This window comes from bacterium (genome assembly GCA_030693325.1).
Lineage (GTDB): Bacteria > Patescibacteriota > Minisyncoccia > UBA6257 > MFKM01 > MFKM01.
Map to the genome: position 1 here is coordinate 151,470 of JAUYAV010000011.1, position 17,342 is coordinate 168,811.

Below are 17,342 nucleotides of genomic sequence, written 5' to 3' on the forward strand. Positions count from 1 at the left end.
ATTATATTTTTGCCTGCCCCGCAGACTCCAACGCCATGTCGGAATCCTTCGAGGATTTTATTTTAAAATACCATTTTGTGATTTCAATTAAAACCATATTTATCATCCCCAATCCCAAAAGCAGCATCCAGTCGAAAAGATTTAAGGGCACGGTTTTTAATAAATTTTGGAAGAAAGGAAAATAAATGGCCAAAATCAACATCCCAATACTGAAAATCATACAGCCGACCAAATATAAATTGGAAAATGGGTTGTACTGCCAAATATTTTTTCTTAAATTTTTACAGGAGAAAGCGTAAAAAACGGAATCAATGGCTAAAGCGGCAAAAATTATGGTTCGGATTTCAGCTAATGGTACTCTACGACTCAAAAGCCATAAAAATACCCCCAGGAGAATAAAGCTAGTAAAGATGCCGAAACCAAAAATTATTGTCTTCATCTGACGGGTTAAAAGCGGAAGGTTTGGGTGTTCCGGTTTTCTCCCCATAACAGCTTCCTCTTTCGGTTCAAAGGCCAAAGCAATCCCTTGAGGGCTACCCTCAATTAAATTCTCCCACAAAATTTGAGTGGGAAGAATCGGCAAAGGCAATCCCGCGATAATACTCGCGCCGATTAAAATTATTTCAGAAAAACATTGAGAAACCAACAAAGTGGCCGTCTTTCTTATATTATCAATAATCACCCGGCCTTCTTCAACCGCGGCGACGATGATTGAAAAATTATCGGTTAAAAGAATTAAATCAGAGGCCCCTTTTGCCACATCCGTCCCAGAGCCGAGAGCCACCCCAATGTCGGCTTTTTTAAGAGCCGGAGCGTCATTTATTCCATCGCCGGTCATAGCTACCACTTCTCCCATTTCCTGCCAGGCCTTAACAATTCTTAATTTCTGAGCCGGTTCCACTCGGGCGTAAATTTCAATCTCTTTTAATCTCCTTTTAAACTCTTCCTCGCTTAATTTTTCCAATTCGCTTCCTTCAATAATATTTTTCTCCTCCGTGGAAAATCCCAGTTCCTCCGCGATCGCTTTAGCGGTTAACTTGTGGTCGCCCGTTACGATAATCGGCCTCATTCCGGCTTTTCGGCAAATCTTAATCGCCTCTTTGACTTCTTTCCGAATTGGGTCATGAAGAGTAATAAAAGCCACGAAGGTCATTTCCTGAAAATCGGAATCTTGGATATTACTGCCGGACGCCGGCAACATTTTATAAGCGCATCCCAAAACACGGGAACCGCGGGAAGCCAGTTCGTCAATTTTTTGCGAAAGCTGTGATGATTTCGCTTCCGCCAATTTTGACATTTTTAAAATTATTTCCGGCGCTCCCAAAATATATAAAACATTGGCTTCGTTTGAATAATGATGAAGGGCTGCCGAATATTTATAAACCGGGTCAAAAAAAACCTCGTCAAGTTTTGGCTGTTTTTCTTCAAGCTCTTTTTTTGAAAATCCGGCCTGAATGCCCGCCAAAAGCAAAGATTTCTCCATCGGCCTCCCCCGAATAATCCATCTATGAAGTTCATCTTCCGGATTTTCAATAAAGGCCTCGGTGCAAAACATTCCGATTTTTAAAGCCAAAATATGGGACTCGGAACCGTTTTTGTTAATTGTTTCCGAAAATTTTTTGCCATCGCTGAAAAGTTCTTTACTCTCGGTAAAAATCCCCGCCACCTGCATTTTCGCTTCGGTAAGAGTGCCGGTTTTGTCGGTACAAATAACCGAAGTGCTGCCCAAGGTTTCAGCCGCGACCATTTTTCTGACCAAGCCCCGCTTTTTTAAAATTCTTTGCATTCCGATGGCTAAAATAACAGTGACTGCCACCGGCAAGCCCTGGGGAATAGCCGCCACGGCTACGGCCACGGCCGTCAAAAACATCTCAAATACTTCTCGGCCAACCGCGAGTCCTAAAACAAAGATTAAAAGCGAGAGAAAAACTATAGAAATTCCGATGATTTTGCTTAAATGAATTACTTTTTTCTGATAAGGCGTTTTTTCTTCTTTAGCTCCCCTGATCATTTCCGCCACCTTGCCGATTTCCGTTTTTAATCCGGTTTCGGTTACTATTACTTTTCCCCTGCCGTCTTCGATCACGCAGCCCATAAAGACCATATTGTCCCGGTCAGCCAATGGCGTTTTCTCCGGCAAAACTTCGATAATTTTTTCGGACGGAAACCATTCCCCAGTCAAAGGGGCTTCGTTGATTTTTAAATTAAAAGATTCAATCAATCTTCCGTCAGCCGGAATCTTGTTTCCCGGATATAATAAGATAATGTCGCCCGGCGCTAATTCTTCCTGGCCAATTTCTTTTTCATCGCCGTCTCTGATGACATAGGCCTTGATTTTTGTTAATTTTTTTAGTTCCGATAAAATTTTTGAAGTTTTATTCTCTTGAAAAAATCCAAAAATGGTATTTAAAAAAACCGCGCCGAAAATAACAACGGCATCGGTAAACTCTCTCAAAACTAAAGTAATAATGCCAGCGATGACTAAAATATAAATTAATGGGCTTTTTAATTGCTCCAAAAATATTTTTAGTTTAGATAAGGGCTTTTCTTCCGGAAGGTTATTGAAGCCGAATTCCTTCTGCCTGATTTTTACTTCTTCTTCCGATAAACCAAAACGTGGGTCGCTTCTAAAATTTTTAACAACCTCGTCAACTGAAAGAGTATGCCAATTTTTTATCATTTCTTATTCTTATGATGCCATATATACAAAAGAGGGCTGGCGATAAAAATTGAAGAATAGGTGCCGACAATAATTCCCAGCATCAAAGTCAGCATGAAATATTTCAGGGAAAGCGGCCCGATTAAATAAAGGGGCAATATCGCTAAAACTGTCGTCAAAGAAGTAATGACCGAGCGGCTGAAAGTTTGCATGACGGCTGAATTAATCACGCCGCCGAAATCAAAATTTCCTTTGTTGTGGGTCAAAAACAAATTTTCCCTTATCCGGTCAAAAACAACGATGGTGTCATTAATCGAATAGCCTAAAATAAACATAAGAGCAACGATAAAATTAGTATCTATCTCTACGCCCTGGCGCCAACCCAAAAAAGCCATTACGCCAAAAGGAACAATAACGTCGTGGAAAGCGCAAAAGATGACAATAAATCCGTATTTCCAGGCTTTAACCGGATAGGAAACCCTTCTAAAAGCCCAAGCTATGTAAAGCAGGACGCTTAATAATCCGAGAGCAAATGCCCAAATAAATTTTTGTCTCAATTCCTGGCCGATGGTCGGACCGATGCTTTCAAAACTTTGTTCCCCGACTTCCCCGAACTTTTCTTTCAATGCTTGATAATATTTTTGATGATCCTCCTCGGAAATGCTCGGAAATCTTACAATGAAATTCCCGTCGGGCAAAGATTTGACCATCAAATCGGAATAGCCCGATATTTCTCCCAAAGCCGATTTTAAATCGCCGCCCCTGACTGCTTGATTTTGTATCTGAATCTGCCAATTAGTGCCGCCAACCAAATCAATCCCCTGCTTAACGCCGAAAAAGAAAAAGGCGAAAATACTGGCCGAAATCAAAATGCCGGAAAAGATGAAAAAAATATTGCGATATTTAATAATGTCTATTTTCATTTATTTTTTGGTTCCTTCACAAATATCTCCAATAACGACTTGGTGACCGTGATGGCCGAAAACATGCTCATCAAAACGCCGATAAAAAGCGTCAGGGCGAATCCTTTGACAAAACTGGTTGTAAAATAAAACAGAATCACGGCGATAATGATAGTTGTGATATTGGAATCTCTGATGGACGGCCAGGCGCGGCGGAATCCTTCTTCAACCGCCGCTCTTTTTGATAGACCCTTTTTCAATTCTTCTTTCATCCTGGCAAAAATCAGAACATTGGCGTCAACCGCCATTCCGATTGAAAGGATGAAGCCGGCGATGCCCGCCAAAGTCAAAGTTACGGGGATAACTTTGAAAATACCCAAAGTCAAAACCGCGTAAATTATCAGCGCCAACGAAGATACCAATCCGAGACCCCGGTAAAACCCAATCATAAGCAAAATCACCAAAATAAAGCCGATAAGGCCGCTTAAAATTGTTTTATTCAAAGAATCAAAACCCAAGCTGGCGCCAATGGTCTGCTGGCTTAACAATTTAATAGGCGCGGGCAGGGCGCCGGCGTTAAACCTCTCCACTAATTTTCGGGCGGAATCAGGAGTAAAATTTCCGGAAATCTGGGCTTTGCCACCGCTGATTTTTTCTTTAACAGTCGGCATCTCAATGGGCTGATTATCCAAAAAAATTGCCAGGGGTTTGCCGATATTCCGGCCGGTCAAATCTTCAAAAATTTTCGCGCCTTCGTCAGTAAAGGTAATATCAACCACGGGTTTGCCTAAATTATCAAAATTCACCTGAGCGCTTTTGACATAGCGGCCGGTTAAAGTGGTGGGAATAAATTTATAATTTGAATCTTCGCCGGCAAATTGTCCGGTGCTGGTCGCGGTTGCGGCTACCGGCTGTATTTCCACTTCACGAAAATCCAAAAGCGGCGTCTCGCCGATCATTTTAATGGCTTGATTAATGTCTTTGATGCCGGCCAACTCCACGATTAAGCGCTGGTCTGCTCCGGCTTTGGCGATATAAATCTGCGGCTCGCTAACACCAAAAAGATTAACCCTTTTTTCAATGACGTCCCGCAACCCGTTCACCACCGAATCCCGGTCCGTGGCCGCCACTTGAGCTAAATCAATGTTGTAAGTCAAAATACTGCCGCCCACCAAATCCAGGCCCAGGCGCCAATCGCGGCTGAAAACCGGAGGCAAGTGGATTTTAGAAACCACCTTTGACCAAACCGGTTGATAATCAAAAAATCCGGCTACAATCGCCAGTAAGATTATGAATATAACGTATGTCGGAAATTTATTTTTCTTCATTGTCTAAAATTAATTATCGCGCAGGTTAAGTATTTATTATCTATAGTTAGAGATTAAGAGTCAAGCAACTTAATAAAGATAATTTTTCCGCCGACTTGACAAAATAATTTAATTTGTTATAATGATAATATTAATTAAAGGACTTTCGGTTGGCCAACTGAAAGCAGTAAACAAAACGAGGGCTGTCCTTATAGAACTGCGGCCCTCAATAATGTTCTTTAACAACAGCAAAAGGAGATAAGATGTTAAAAAAGAGAAGTCGTGCAAAGAGAATTTGCAGATGGAGAGAAAAAGAGAAAAATTGTAAGACGGTGAAAAAATGTAAAACGATTTTAACGTCTTATAATAAGGAACCTTATTGCTTCGCGCATCAAAAAAAAGCGTTGATGGATGAAGCAATGAAAACCAATTTTAAATTGCTGAAAGAATCAAAAAAATTTGCGCAAATCAGCAGTTGGGTAGAAGATTGGAAAAAATTAAGGCATTTTAAGCAAACACCTCCAACTCTTTTGCTTTGCCAGAGGAAAAATAAAAGCAAGCAATGCATTGAATATGCTGTTTTTGCCAAAACATCAGAAAAAGGCGTTGAGCTTAAAAAACTGAAATTGGCAAAAAAGATACAATTCTAAAAAACTACGGACTATTGGTTGGCCAGCCGATAGTTCATAAACAAAACCCCGCTTCTATTTAATAATTAGAGCGGGGTTTTTTAATTTCTGTTTTAATTTAAAATTCGCCTTTTATGTCAAAATTACACTACTATTGTGCGCCCAGAGGGATTCGAACCCCCGACCATCTCCTTAAAAGGGAGCTGCTCTACCAACTGAGCTATGGGCGCATGAGCTACGGACGAATTTTTATATTATACACTACCGTTTTAATTTTCAAAATATAATTTACTATTGTAATTCTGCGATCGTGGAATTACAATAGTAAATTGTTTTCATCCGGTTCTGCTTGGTTTTCCTTACCAACAAACAAAAATAGTTTGAAGTATTGATTTTTTATAGATATTTTCGAGATGAAGCTTTCATAGTTCCATTCTTAAGGTTTCCGGCAAATATTTATTCTTTGGATATTTTTTTATTCCAGCTTTAACAAATCCGCATTTCTCGTAAGCTTTGATGGCTCTTAAATTCGTGGGGCGAACCTCAAGAAAAATTTTTGAAATGCCGAGTTGTTCCGCTTTTTTTATAAGTATTTGAATAGTTTTTGTGCCATAACCTTTATTCCAATATTTTTTCTCTCCGATAACGATTTGGGTCTCATGCCATTTATTATTTCTTTTTACCAACGAAATATGGCCGATAGCTTTTTTATTTAAAGTTAATATAAAGTTGTAATCGGTTTTACTATTTAAAATATTCAGAAAATATTTTTCCACTTTTTTGTCCGAGATTGAATCTAAAATACCGCTTGTTAATTTAAGCAGTTCCTTATTTCTCCACCATTTTGCGAAATATTTTTTATCTGTTTTTTTAATTTTTCTTAAAAAGAATTTGGGCATATACAATTATTATATAAGTTTTTTCACGATATTTTTGAATATTTTTTTACTATGGATAGCTATGTTTTACAATTTATATTGTGGGAATATGGTTTTTAATTTTGTTTCAATGAAAAACAAATCAACTATCCCTTCCATTTGTTTATAATTCAATTTTAATTTTACTCTACTCGCCTTTACGATTAGACTCGTATTCAATTTTTTCAATCATGCCGTGGGGAATATATAAAAAAGTAGCCTTTCTTTTTTTCTGCTCGCGTGAGTCCCTTTTTCTGTCATCCACAGTGATAGTGCGCGGATTCTGTACTATCACCCATTCCGCACCTTCTTTAAATAGAATACCCTCTGTTACTTTACGCGTTGGTTTCAGTTCTAATTTTTGAGGCACTGATGAAGCAGAATAAATAACCGCGTCTATCCAATGCACTTTCACATTCTTTAATTTATTCTCCATGGAGTAATCCTATCCTTTTAAACTTCACGACTGTTTTTTGAGGAATTACAAGTCCATCAATTGGCCAAATAGTGTCATCTGTTTCATCATAGCTGACGTTCATTGCTATGTTCATATGATCGTCTGTTGCCACCATCACGAATCCTACCGCAAGCTGGGCGTGTGGTAATTCGTCCGGTAATTTTTCCTCATAGGAATAAGCTGCGTCATGCCACCACACCGCGCACACGGGCGGATTCTTTTTCGGTTTTTTGGATTTTTCACTTGAAAAACTTAATTGCTTTTCCATGTATTAAATAATAAACTTTGCGCCATTGAAAAGCAAAAGGAGGATTGTTTTCACAACCCTCCTTGTCAATCAATGAACTTTATTACTTATTTGCCGGAATCTCCACCGTCATTATCTCCGTGACGATTTTCCGGAACTCCTTGGTCTTTTGCCTCCGCCGCATCGTTACGAGCCGTATGAAACGCTTCGCTCGTCTTTTTCATACTATCGCCCGTTTCTCTTGCGGTATCTTTCTCTGTCCACTTATTAGCCATTTCCCTCACCTCCTCGTTGTTTTTTATTTCAGTTTATTCAGGAATTCTGATATTCTCGGGATGTTCTCTCTGAACAGAGCATAACGGATTACATCATACCTCGCGCCGTTAAACAGTCGTTGCTTTTTGAATTTACCTTCCTCTATAAAACCTCCTCTTAGAGCGGCTGAAATAGCCTCTCGGTTGTATTCATACATTTCCATATAAATTTTGAAAAGCTTAAACTTTTCAAAAAGATACATCAGGAAAAGCGCGTCTGCTTCAGCGCCATATCCTCTTTTACGAAATCCATCGGCAATGAAAGTGGTGATAAACGCATATCCATCAACGCGTTTGTAATCATAGGAATAAATCGTACCGATAGGCTCGCCGTCGAATTTTCGCTCAATCATAAACTGAAGATGCCTATCTCGTTCAAAATCCCTTTTAAGCTCCGCAACAAATTCATTGCAATTCGTTGCGCTTCTTCTATGAGAGCAATTCTGAAGAAATTGTTGATCATTTCTCCACTTAAAAAGCGTAGCTGCGTTATTGCTTGTTAATGGACGCAATTTAATATGACGAGTTTCAAGAGAATAATCCATCTGATTGCCTCCTTTCTTTTTCAATTTTTAATGTTCAATCCAATATTTATACTGATACTAATATCTAATAAATGAATTATTTTGTCAAATTTATATTCAATCCTCAACCTTTTAAAATCGGTCAGAGATTCCGAATTTCCCGTTATTTTATCTATCTGTTTTTCAAGATAGTGAAAAAGGCCTCCTGCGGAATATCCACTGTTCCGATTCTTTTCAGTTTCTCTTTGCCGGCTTTTTGTTTTTTCCAAAGTTTTTGTTTGCGCGTTCTGTCGCCACCGTGCAGTTTGGCGATTACATTTTTTTTCATCGCCGGCACGGTTTCGCGGCTGATAATCTGGGCGCCGACAGTCGCCTGAATGGCAATTTCAAACATCTGCCGCGGAATTACTTTTTTCAATTCAATGGCCAATCTTTTTCCTTCGGAAGAAATTTCGTCCTTGGGAATTATAAATGACATCGCCTCAACTCTTTTTCCGGCAATCACAATATCCATTTTTACTAAATCGCCGCAACGGTAATCAATAAAATAATAGTTCAAAGAAGCATAGCCGGCGCTTATATTTTTCAAGCCGTTGTAAAAATTATCCAAAAAAGAAGACAGCGGCATTTCATAAAACAGAATCACCTCTTCGGCCAGATAATCGGTTTTTTTGTAAATGCCCCGGAAATTTTTAACCAAATCCATTATCGGGCTGAGATATTTAACCGGAGAAAATATTTCCAAGCTTACCCAGGGTTCCTGAATTTCTTTTATTTCTCCGGCATCGGGAAATTCTTGGGGCGAATGAATAAATTTTTCTTTATCGTCATTTAAAACCACTTTGTAAGAAACGCTGGGCGCGGTGATAATCAAATTCAGATTATATTCCCTTTCCAATCTTTCCTTGATTATTTCCATGTGAAGCATCCCCAGAAATCCGCAGCGGAAACCGAAACCCAAATCGGAAAAAACTTCCGACTTGAAAGTGAAAGCGGCGTCGTTTAAAGACAATTTTTCCAAGGCCTCTTTGAATTTCAGATAATCGCTGGCGTCAACGCAGTAAAAACTGGCGAAAACCATCGGCTGGGGTTCTTTATATCCTTTGAGCGGCTCAACCTTGGGTTCGGAAATTTTGGAAACAGTGTCGCCCACCCGGCAATCCCGAATGCCTTTAAAACCGGTGATAATATAACCCGCCTCACCAGCTGATAAATTTTCTTTCGGAAAAAAATCCGGTTTGAAAATCCCGACATCCAAAACCGTGGAAATTTCGCCGGTGCCCAAAAGTTTTATTTCCTCGCCTTTTTTTATTTGGCCGTCAAAAATTCTGACAAAAGCGATGACGCCGCGGTGCCGGTCAAAAAGAGAATCAAAAACCAAAGCCCGCAAAGGCTTATCGACGTCTCCGACCGGCGCCGGAATTTTTCTGACAATCGCTTCCAAAACTTTTTCAACATTAATTCCTGATTTGGCGGAAATAAAAATCACTTCCTTTTCTTCCACGCCGACCAGTTCCGCTAATTCCCGTCCGACTTTTTCCAATTGAGCATTGGGTAAATCTATTTTGTTGACCACCGGAATAATCACCAAGCCCTCATGTTTGGCTAAATAATAATTCGCCAGGGTCTGCGCTTGGATTCCCTGGGTGGCGTCGCAAAGCAAAATCGCGCCTTCGCAGGCATTTAAACTTCGGGAAACCTCATAAGAAAAATCAACGTGGCCGGGAGTATCCACCAAATTCAAAATATATTTCAAACCTTCAAATTCAAAATCCATCCGGCAAGGATGGAGCTTGATGGTTATCCCCCGCTCTCGTTCCAAAGACATCCGGTCAAGATATTGCGCCTGCTGCAATTTTTCTTTAGATATGGTTTTGGTTATTTCCAAAAACCGGTCCGCCAAAGTGGACTTCCCGTGGTCTATGTGGGCCACGATGCAAAAATTTCTGATGTTTTTCATTAATGATATTTATATTTAGTTGCTTGACAAAATTTTAAAATAAAATACCATTATCGTCAAACGGCACATTAAAAACAAAAGGAGGAAATCATGGAAAAAATTCAGAAGATTCTTGAGAAGATAAACGGCAAAGGATGGAACTTGTATTACCGCGGCAAACCCGACGAAAAAATCGGCTTACCGGAAACCTACCAATTGGGACCGGCCAAAATTTTAGAAAAAGGAATATCCTATATAATCCTTCCCCGCGTTGAAAAGCCAACCGACCAAACCATGATTGAGTCCTTTAAAGCCAAACATCAAATCCTGCCCAAAATCAGCCTGCCGCGAAAAGGATTCCCGTATTCTCTCGGGACAAAAATACTCGGATCCGAAGGCGGACCCCAAGAAGAAATTGACCTTCGCCCCGGAGAAGAAATTTTTTTCATCGGGATTGAACTCCAAAATGAAGCAATCCGGCTGATTACACAGCAAAAAACATTTATACCTTATGATGTTTTTCTGGAGGCGCTAAACGCTCTTCAGGACATTACCTCCTTGACGGCTGTTTAATGAGTATTATTAAACAAAAAACCGTTCCGATGCGCATCGGAACGGTTTTTACTTGATTAAATTTTATTTCTATTGATTTGCCTTTCAAATTTTATTTCTATAAAATGAAGTCATTCCGACGTAGCTCAGTGGTAGAGCGACTCCCTGTAAATTTAAAATTGCAGCTTTCCCGAGTAATCGGGATTGAAAAACGAGGTGAATTCGGGGAAACCCTATAAAAGGGCAATCCCGAGCCAAGCCCCGACTTAACGTCGAGGAAGGTGTAGAGACTATCCCGAAAGGGAGTACTCCAAATAAAATTGGGGGAAGCGCCTCGCACCCTCTAAAAAAGAGGGTGATGATATAGTCCGTCCCCAATGGAAACTTTGGGATAAACGTAAGGAGACGGTCGTAGGTTCGAATCCTACCGTCGGAGCAAACAAAAAATCGCCTATTGGGCGATTTTTTGGTAGAATAAATTTATATTAAATCAAATATAGTCGGAATTATTTTCATCGTACTTGGTATACTATTAGCCACAATCAACAAGGGATTGGTAGGCACATTTCTTGGATCAGGAATAACAATTACTGTAATAAACATTCTTAAATATTACAAAACAAAGAAAAAAGGATAACTTTTATGAAGGAGTATTTTTTTGATGCCGATGGTGTTAGGTTAAACTATGTTAAAGGGGATAATAATGGCCCTGCCTTAGTATTAATTCCTGGACAGAGCACTACATGGCAAAGTTACGAACCCGTTTTTAAGGGTTTGAGTAAAAATTTTCAAGTATATTCTTTAAGTATCAGGGGTCATGGTAAAAGTGATTGGACTACTGGCGATTATAATTTTGATAGCATAGGAAAGGATGTAACGCTTTTTTTGGAAAAAATTATTAAACGCCCCACAATCCTTGTTGGCAATTCTAGCGGAGGTTTGATTAGTTTATGGATAGGTGTTAATAAACCAGAATTAGTAACTGGTGTTATTTTGGAAGACGCTCCTTTATTTAGCGCTGATTGGCCGCGGATAAAAAAAGAATTTGTATATGAAGTATTAAGTAAAACTGCTAAGTATTTGGGCAAAGAAGGTGGTGCTGATTATGTGGGTTTTTTAAATAGCATAGAAAGGCCATTGCTCAACGGCAAAACCAAAACCTTGCCTAAGTTATTAAGCAAGGGTTTAGCTTGGTTAATATATAATAGAGAATATAGACCAGGAAAAGTTATTATTAATACTCTTCCCAGGATTTTAAAAATGTTGGTTCGTATTATTCCTACTTTTGATCCTGATTTTTCAAGAGCGTGGGTTGATGGCAGGATTTATAAGGGATTAGATCACGAGGATGCTTTGAAAAAAATTAAAGTTCCTTTGCTAATTATTCATGCTAATTGGTTTAGAACAGAGAAGGGCTTGGTTGGGGCTATGGATGACAATGACGCAGAAAAGGCTAAAAGATTAGCGCCTCATGCCAAATATATCCGGATAAAAACACAACACTCGATTCACTCCGGAAAACCGAAAGAGTTTATCAGAATTATTAACGAATTCAAGAAAGATATAAAATAATGCCGAATAAATATTTAATAGGAATAGATATTGGGGGGACAAAAACGAGAGGAGTTCTTTTGGATGGAAGAAAAATTATCAGGACTCTGGAAATTCCCACCACCAAAAACAAAGAAGGACTCAAAAGAGAACTTAAAAAAATTGTTAAAAAATTAAAACCAGAAAAAAGAAATTTTTCAATTGGAATTGGGGTAGCCGGGATAATTAAAAAAACTACTCTTCTTTTTGCTCCTAATATTGGGATTAAAAATTTTAATTTCAAAAAAATTTTTTCAGGCATTCCCTTGAAGATTGATAACGATGCCCGTTCTTTTTTAAGAGGAGAAATTTTATTAGGAATAGCTAAAGAAGCAAAAAATGCCTTTGGTTTTACCATTGGTACGGGAATTGGTCGGGCTTATGCCCAAAAAGGAGTCGTAAAGAAAATAAAAAAATTTGAATATCCGGAAAAATGGGAAAAAGAATATCAAAAAATTCGAGACCAGAAGAACGACTTAAAACTTATCAAATTTTTAGGGGTTAAACTCTCAAATTTATTGAAGCAATATAGAGCTGAAACGATTATAATAGGTGGAGGTCTAATAGAACAGAAAGATTTTTTTAAAAAACTTACAAAAGAACTCCGAAAACAAGGGATAAAAAGCAAAATCAAACCTTCTAACCTTGGAAGAAATTCTGCCGCAATTGGCGCTACTTTAATTTAATGTTTCCCAAAATATAAAGTTTTAAGTTGTCTAAAATATACCTGGGCATTAAAAAATGCCGTTTTACCGATTCTCTGGCTCTTCTTCCAAGTTTTTCTCTTAACTTTTCGTCTTTTAACAGACGGACAATCCATTTGGCCATTTCCTCGGGTGAAGTAACTAAAATTCCGTTTTTCTTATTTTCTATCTGAAGCCGAGAACCAGCCGTTATTCCGGCAATTATTGGTTTTCCTTTCCACATTGCCTCGGTTATTGTTAAACCAAAACCTTCGCGAATGCTTCCCTGAACCATTATCGGACTTGCAGTACAAAAAGCGTTGATTAAAATATCATCTGAAATATTTTTTAATTGCTTTGGATTATAAAAAAAATGAATATTGAGGTCTCCTTTCTCATGTTTTCTTATCTGTTTAAAAGACGAAATCGCTTCGGGATCGTCCTGGGCTTCAAAAAATCCCACCTGAACCAATTGAAGATCGGGAATTTTATTTTTAGCTAAATAGTAGGCCTGAATTACTCCCAACTGTCCTTTCCAGGGATCAAACCGGGAAACTTGAACGATGATCGGTTTTGTAGGAGTAATACCATGATCCACAATAATTTCTCTTGCCACCTCTGGGCTCATTGATTTGTTTTTGTCTGAAAAAGGGTCAATGGCCGGATAAATAATTTTAAGTTTTGATTTTTTAATCCAGGGCAAAGCTAAGGCATAATCTTTATTGCTTATAATAACCTGGTCGTAATTAATGATAAAAGGTCTTAAAAATTCAAGCACCGATGGATTTGGCAATGATAAATCAATATGGAGACGCAATAAGGAAGAAAAATTTTTAGGGACTATCTTTATTAACGGAAGCGGCTGTGGATCGTGAATTATGACAATACCATTTTTAAATCGCTTCAGAAACTCAGCCAATTCTCTTCCCAGCTCGCGATTTACAGAAAGAAAAAATTCTTTTTCTTTCTCTGAAAGAAATCCAACCTTCCCTTGTAAAAGATTGTGAATTTTTTTGGTAATAACAAAAAATCGACGCTCTGCTTTAATAACAAGCCAGTGGCTTTCAATCCCCAAAGATTTTTCTAAAGGTATTTGGCTTCTTAATATTTCTGCCACTCCGCCTCCGGATGAAGTTGAGTTAATATGAATGATTGCTTTTTTTCTTATTTTCTTTGCGCGAGTCAAAACTTCATGACAGGTTTTAGGGTCCAGCTTTTGATATTCTTTAATGCTTTTTGAAGCCCAATCTAATTTAATTTCTTCAAGTTCAGCCATAAAATTTTTTCTGCCAAAGATTTCTAACGAGGTTAACCTATTTTATTTTATACTATTGCGCTTTCTAAAGAAAGCGCTTCGGAAGCTCAAAAACCCGAAAAAACAAAGTGACCTTAAAACAAAAACCGCCTTTTAATCAAAGACAGTTTTTGTTATGATAATTTAAATGACAGATTTTATTGATAAAATTGCAAAACTTCTAATTCCATGGCTTCTTTCCCAAGGGATAAAAATTATAGGCATAATTATTATTGCCTATTTGGTCAGAAGATTTAGCAAGGTCTTTATTGAAAAAGCAATCAGGACAGCAGTGGTGGCTAATCATTATTTATCAAAAGAGGCCGAGAAAAAAAGAGAAGATACATTGATTAGAATTTTCTCCGGCGGGATTGGAATAGTAATTTTAATCATTGCTCTATTGATGGTTTTACAGGAAATTGGAATTGCCACCGGACCGATTTTGGCGGCGGCAGGAATTGCCGGTTTAGCTTTCGGTTTTGGCGGACAGTATCTAATCCGCGATATTATTTCAGGGATTTTTATCATTCTAGAAAATCAATATCGAATTGGCGACGTGGCTTGTTTTGACGGCACTTGCGGTCTAGTTGAGGATATCAGTATGAGAATGACTACTTTAAGAGATTTAGACGGCACCGTTCATCACGTTCCCCACGGTGAGATTAAAAAAGTTTCCAATCTCACAAAACATTTTGCCAGAGTCAATCTTAACGTCGGCGTTGCCTATAGTTCAGATTTAGAAAAAGTGATTGAGGTGGTAAATCAAGTCGGCCAGGAACTGGCCGTCGACCCCCAATGGAAGGATTTCGTCATCAAGCCGCCCCAGTTTTTGCGCGTTGACGATTTTGCCGAATCGGCGATTATAATCAAAATTCTTGGCGAGACACAGCCCATCAAGCAATGGGACGTGACTGGCGAACTCCGCAAACGGCTCAAAATCGCTTTTGATAAAGAAGGAATTGAAATCCCGTTCCCCCAGCGGGTAATCCACCAACAGAAATAAAGACAAATATTTAAGAACGAAAACTTAACCAAAAAGCAACGATTGATTTTCGTATCTAATCGATTACCTTTGTGGGATTAGAACTTTTTCCACTCTTTTAGTATAATGAATATGGATATTTATTATTAAATTAATTACCAAAATATGAAAAACAAAATTTTAGTAACTAGCGTCTTGGCACTTGCTTTCATTTTTGCATTTAATGCTTATGCCATAGGTCAAAATAGCACGGGCGGAGCTGGAGCTGGCAACCAAGTCCAGCAACAAACCCAAACCGCCAATCAAGGCGAAGACAGCCAAATCCAAGCGCAAAATAATAAACAGGTTCAAAGCGGAAATACAACGGGAACAAATACAGGAACGCAAACACAGCAACAAAATCAGGGAGAAGCTAATCAGATAAAAAATGAAGAACAGAAGGAGCAAATCAATGCCGAACAGCATCGCAGTACTGTAGCAAATTTTGTTCAGGGCGTTTTGAAAACAGCCAGCAGCACCGAAGGCGGGATAGGACAACAGATTAGGGTTATCGCTCAGCAGCAAAATCAGTCGGAAAACACAACAATTCAGGCAATGGAAAAAATTCAGACAAGAAGCAAAATAAAAACATTCTTTTTAGGTTCTGATTATAAAAACTTGGGATCATTGAGAAGCGAAACGGTTCAAACCAAAAACAGATTGGAGCAATTAAACAGATTAATGGAGAATATTCAGAATGAAGGAGATAAAACAGAACTTCAAAATCAAATTCAGACATTGGAGCAGGAACAAACAAAGATTGAAAGTTTTATAAAAGCGCAGGAAGGCAAATTTAGTTTATTTGGCTGGGTATTCAGATTGTTTGCCGAATAATTTCTTAAACTCGGTATTTTTATGCCCGTGGCCTCAAAGCAGGTATGTAAATATACTCATTTCCCCTCTCAAAGATAGTTCTAACGTTATCCACAACGCGGAGCCAAACAAAAATCGCCAATACGGCGATTTTTTGGTACACTAAAGCGATAAAAGGTCAATAAAAATGCTATAATGATTACTACCAATCTTGATTAAAAAATATGAAATATGAAAATTTTTAGAGCAAGGACATTTCGGTGGTGGGAAATAGGTTTAATAAAAGTCTGCCTTATTCCATTGGGTATTATATTGGGCATATATTTCCATACTTACCTTGCGGGTTTTTTGTGGCTTTGGTGGATGTTATTTATAACAACGGCAATCTATTTTATTACTCGATTTGTGTACGAAAAATAAAAGTAGACTTTCTGGTCTTAATTTAGTTATAGCCATAACAATATATTATTTATGAACCCCTTTGACAAAATAGAAGAAACGAAAAAAGAGGCAAAAGAAAAAATGCTAACCTTAATTTTAGCCGGCTTTGGGTTAGTAGCGGCTTTGGCATGGAATGATGCTATTCAAACCTTGTTCAGGCTTCTTTTCCTAGAAAGCGATGGGGTAATTGGAAAATTTATTTACGCGGTAATTGTGACAATTTTTATAGTTTTTATTTCTTCGCATTTGAAAAAAATCAGTGAAAAAATCTAGTAATAAAATTAAAGTTCTGTTATAATGTAATTATGAAGTGTCCAAAGTGCAAAAAAGAATTATCGGAAAAAATTAAAATCGGCGATGTCAAAATTGACCGTTGTTCCGGGTGCGGCGGACTTTGGTTTGAAAAAGACGAATTGCGTCTGGCTAAAGATAAAAAAGCTCCGGAAGCCAAATGGGTGGATGCCGAGATTAAAGACAAAAGCATTAATTGGTTCCAATTTGAATTCTGGAAAGATAAAATAAAATTTAAAATTAAGAAAGGGTTAAAATACTGCCCGACTGACGATATACCTCTTTATCAGCTTAATTATGATGATACGCCGATTGAAATTGATGTTTGCGGCATCTGTTTCGGTATCTGGCTTGATAAGGGCGAGTTTAAAAAAATTATTGATTATGTAAAAAATAAAGCCGACTACGAAGTGCTTTATAATTACGCGAAAAATCTAGCCGAGGAAACAAAAGAAATTTTTATAGGGCCGGAAAGCGTCAAATCCGAAGTAGTGGACTTATTGATGCTTATCAAGCTCCTGAAGTATAAATTAATGGTACAGCACCCGGAATTGGTTAAATTAATTTCCATTATTCCGTTACCAAAGTAGAATAAAAAAGTTAGGCCGTTAACGCCAAGTCAGGTATATAAATATACTCATTTTTTCGCTGGATAATGATTCTAATGTCGTTCACAATGCGAAGTCAAGAAGGACATTTTCCTTTACCGGTATTTTCTGCTACACTCAGAATATTATTAACTAATAAATAAAAGCTATATGG

18 protein-coding genes and 1 tRNA gene are annotated in these 17,342 nt (G+C 38.2%); 8 read left to right on the forward strand and 11 right to left on the reverse strand.

What is annotated here, in order from left to right:
• Position 1 precedes the first annotated feature (1 nt).
• From Q8N22_01460 to secD, 3 genes are read right to left on the reverse strand one after another with little or no spacing between them, the layout of a single operon-like run.
• Complete coding sequence (locus Q8N22_01460) at positions 2 to 2,680, reverse strand: HAD-IC family P-type ATPase (GenBank protein ID MDP3052606.1); 2,679 nt, start codon at positions 2,678 to 2,680, stop codon at positions 2 to 4.
• Positions 2,677 to 3,582, reverse strand: coding sequence for a protein translocase subunit SecF (gene secF / locus Q8N22_01465; protein MDP3052607.1), 906 nt, complete (start codon positions 3,580 to 3,582; stop codon positions 2,677 to 2,679). The genes Q8N22_01460 and secF overlap by 4 nt, the downstream gene beginning before the upstream one ends.
• On the reverse strand, positions 3,579 to 4,889 hold the full coding sequence (gene secD, locus Q8N22_01470; protein ID MDP3052608.1) for a protein translocase subunit SecD: 1,311 nt from the start codon (positions 4,887 to 4,889) through the stop codon (positions 3,579 to 3,581). Before secD ends, secF begins: the two co-directional genes overlap by 4 nt.
• Before the next feature lie 242 nt (positions 4,890 to 5,131).
• Here secD and Q8N22_01475 point away from each other — a divergent pair, with 242 nt between their 5' ends.
• On the forward strand, positions 5,132 to 5,518 hold the full coding sequence (locus Q8N22_01475) for a hypothetical protein (GenBank protein ID MDP3052609.1): 387 nt from the start codon (positions 5,132 to 5,134) through the stop codon (positions 5,516 to 5,518).
• 136 nt (positions 5,519 to 5,654) lie between these two features.
• Here the strand turns inward: Q8N22_01475 and Q8N22_01480 are convergent.
• From Q8N22_01480 to lepA, 7 genes are all read right to left on the reverse strand, one after another.
• Positions 5,655 to 5,727, reverse strand: a tRNA-Lys gene (locus Q8N22_01480).
• Between the two features lie 192 nt (positions 5,728 to 5,919).
• A complete protein-coding gene (locus Q8N22_01485) occupies positions 5,920 to 6,396 on the reverse strand; it encodes a GNAT family N-acetyltransferase (protein MDP3052610.1) in 477 nt (158 codons plus the stop codon).
• 166 nt (positions 6,397 to 6,562) lie between these two features.
• Positions 6,563 to 6,850: a hypothetical protein gene (locus Q8N22_01490; GenBank protein ID MDP3052611.1), complete on the reverse strand. Its 288-nt coding sequence runs from the start codon at positions 6,848 to 6,850 to the stop codon at positions 6,563 to 6,565.
• The gene (locus Q8N22_01495; GenBank protein MDP3052612.1) at positions 6,840 to 7,139 is read right to left on the reverse strand and encodes a hypothetical protein; all 300 of its coding nucleotides are present in this window, start codon (positions 7,137 to 7,139) and stop codon (positions 6,840 to 6,842) included. The genes Q8N22_01490 and Q8N22_01495 overlap by 11 nt, the downstream gene beginning before the upstream one ends.
• Before the next feature lie 86 nt (positions 7,140 to 7,225).
• Positions 7,226 to 7,393, reverse strand: coding sequence for a hypothetical protein (locus Q8N22_01500; GenBank protein MDP3052613.1), 168 nt, complete (start codon positions 7,391 to 7,393; stop codon positions 7,226 to 7,228).
• Between the two features lie 23 nt (positions 7,394 to 7,416).
• A complete protein-coding gene (locus Q8N22_01505) occupies positions 7,417 to 8,001 on the reverse strand; it encodes a GNAT family protein (protein MDP3052614.1) in 585 nt (194 codons plus the stop codon).
• 127 nt (positions 8,002 to 8,128) lie between these two features.
• Positions 8,129 to 9,916: a translation elongation factor 4 gene (gene lepA / locus Q8N22_01510; GenBank protein ID MDP3052615.1), complete on the reverse strand. Its 1,788-nt coding sequence runs from the start codon at positions 9,914 to 9,916 to the stop codon at positions 8,129 to 8,131.
• A 90-nt stretch (positions 9,917 to 10,006) separates the two neighbouring features.
• Here lepA and Q8N22_01515 point away from each other — a divergent pair, with 90 nt between their 5' ends.
• The 3 genes from Q8N22_01515 (at position 10,007) to Q8N22_01525 (ending at position 12,723) form a co-directional block, all read left to right on the forward strand.
• A complete protein-coding gene (locus Q8N22_01515; GenBank protein ID MDP3052616.1) occupies positions 10,007 to 10,468 on the forward strand; it encodes a hypothetical protein in 462 nt (153 codons plus the stop codon).
• Positions 10,469 to 11,089: 621 nt separating this feature from the next.
• Complete coding sequence (locus Q8N22_01520) at positions 11,090 to 12,019, forward strand: alpha/beta hydrolase (protein MDP3052617.1); 930 nt, start codon at positions 11,090 to 11,092, stop codon at positions 12,017 to 12,019.
• A complete protein-coding gene (locus tag Q8N22_01525; GenBank protein MDP3052618.1) occupies positions 12,019 to 12,723 on the forward strand; it encodes an ROK family protein in 705 nt (234 codons plus the stop codon). Before Q8N22_01520 ends, Q8N22_01525 begins: the two co-directional genes overlap by 1 nt.
• Here Q8N22_01525 and Q8N22_01530 read toward each other — a convergent pair.
• Positions 12,710 to 13,996, reverse strand: coding sequence for a glycosyltransferase (locus tag Q8N22_01530; GenBank protein ID MDP3052619.1), 1,287 nt, complete (start codon positions 13,994 to 13,996; stop codon positions 12,710 to 12,712). The two genes, Q8N22_01525 and Q8N22_01530, sit on opposite strands and share 14 nt — an antisense overlap.
• 166 nt (positions 13,997 to 14,162) lie before the next feature.
• On the opposite strand from Q8N22_01530, the gene Q8N22_01535 reads away from it, so the two are divergent.
• The 4 genes from Q8N22_01535 (at position 14,163) to Q8N22_01550 (ending at position 17,170) form a co-directional block, all read left to right on the forward strand.
• Complete coding sequence (locus Q8N22_01535; protein MDP3052620.1) at positions 14,163 to 15,017, forward strand: mechanosensitive ion channel family protein; 855 nt, start codon at positions 14,163 to 14,165, stop codon at positions 15,015 to 15,017.
• Between the two features lie 144 nt (positions 15,018 to 15,161).
• Positions 15,162 to 15,869 (forward strand): hypothetical protein, encoded by a 708-nt coding sequence (locus tag Q8N22_01540; GenBank protein ID MDP3052621.1) that lies wholly within the window; start codon positions 15,162 to 15,164, stop codon positions 15,867 to 15,869.
• A 450-nt stretch (positions 15,870 to 16,319) separates the two neighbouring features.
• Positions 16,320 to 16,562 (forward strand): DUF5654 family protein, encoded by a 243-nt coding sequence (locus Q8N22_01545; protein ID MDP3052622.1) that lies wholly within the window; start codon positions 16,320 to 16,322, stop codon positions 16,560 to 16,562.
• 32 nt (positions 16,563 to 16,594) lie between these two features.
• The gene (locus tag Q8N22_01550; GenBank protein ID MDP3052623.1) at positions 16,595 to 17,170 is read left to right on the forward strand and encodes a zf-TFIIB domain-containing protein; all 576 of its coding nucleotides are present in this window, start codon (positions 16,595 to 16,597) and stop codon (positions 17,168 to 17,170) included.
• The last annotated feature ends 172 nt before the right edge of the window (positions 17,171 to 17,342 follow it).

Coding starts and splice junctions, on each gene's coding strand:
- lepA (MDP3052615.1), bottom strand. CDS start 9,916: ATGAAAAACATCAGAAATTTTTGCATCGTGGCCCACATAGACCACGGG.
- Q8N22_01495 (MDP3052612.1), bottom strand. CDS start 7,139: ATGGAAAAGCAATTAAGTTTTTCAAGTGAAAAATCCAAAAAACCGAAA.
- secF (MDP3052607.1), bottom strand. CDS start 3,582: ATGAAAATAGACATTATTAAATATCGCAATATTTTTTTCATCTTTTCC.
- Q8N22_01500 (MDP3052613.1), bottom strand. CDS start 7,393: ATGGCTAATAAGTGGACAGAGAAAGATACCGCAAGAGAAACGGGCGAT.
- Q8N22_01525 (MDP3052618.1), top strand. CDS start 12,019: ATGCCGAATAAATATTTAATAGGAATAGATATTGGGGGGACAAAAACG.
- Q8N22_01520 (MDP3052617.1), top strand. CDS start 11,090: ATGAAGGAGTATTTTTTTGATGCCGATGGTGTTAGGTTAAACTATGTT.
- Q8N22_01490 (MDP3052611.1), bottom strand. CDS start 6,850: ATGGAGAATAAATTAAAGAATGTGAAAGTGCATTGGATAGACGCGGTT.
- Q8N22_01515 (MDP3052616.1), top strand. CDS start 10,007: ATGGAAAAAATTCAGAAGATTCTTGAGAAGATAAACGGCAAAGGATGG.
- Q8N22_01475 (MDP3052609.1), top strand. CDS start 5,132: ATGTTAAAAAAGAGAAGTCGTGCAAAGAGAATTTGCAGATGGAGAGAA.
- Q8N22_01540 (MDP3052621.1), top strand. CDS start 15,162: ATGAAAAACAAAATTTTAGTAACTAGCGTCTTGGCACTTGCTTTCATT.
- Q8N22_01550 (MDP3052623.1), top strand. CDS start 16,595: ATGAAGTGTCCAAAGTGCAAAAAAGAATTATCGGAAAAAATTAAAATC.
- Q8N22_01460 (MDP3052606.1), bottom strand. CDS start 2,680: ATGATAAAAAATTGGCATACTCTTTCAGTTGACGAGGTTGTTAAAAAT.
- secD (MDP3052608.1), bottom strand. CDS start 4,889: ATGAAGAAAAATAAATTTCCGACATACGTTATATTCATAATCTTACTG.
- Q8N22_01485 (MDP3052610.1), bottom strand. CDS start 6,396: ATGCCCAAATTCTTTTTAAGAAAAATTAAAAAAACAGATAAAAAATAT.
- Q8N22_01535 (MDP3052620.1), top strand. CDS start 14,163: ATGACAGATTTTATTGATAAAATTGCAAAACTTCTAATTCCATGGCTT.
- Q8N22_01530 (MDP3052619.1), bottom strand. CDS start 13,996: ATGGCTGAACTTGAAGAAATTAAATTAGATTGGGCTTCAAAAAGCATT.
- Q8N22_01545 (MDP3052622.1), top strand. CDS start 16,320: ATGAACCCCTTTGACAAAATAGAAGAAACGAAAAAAGAGGCAAAAGAA.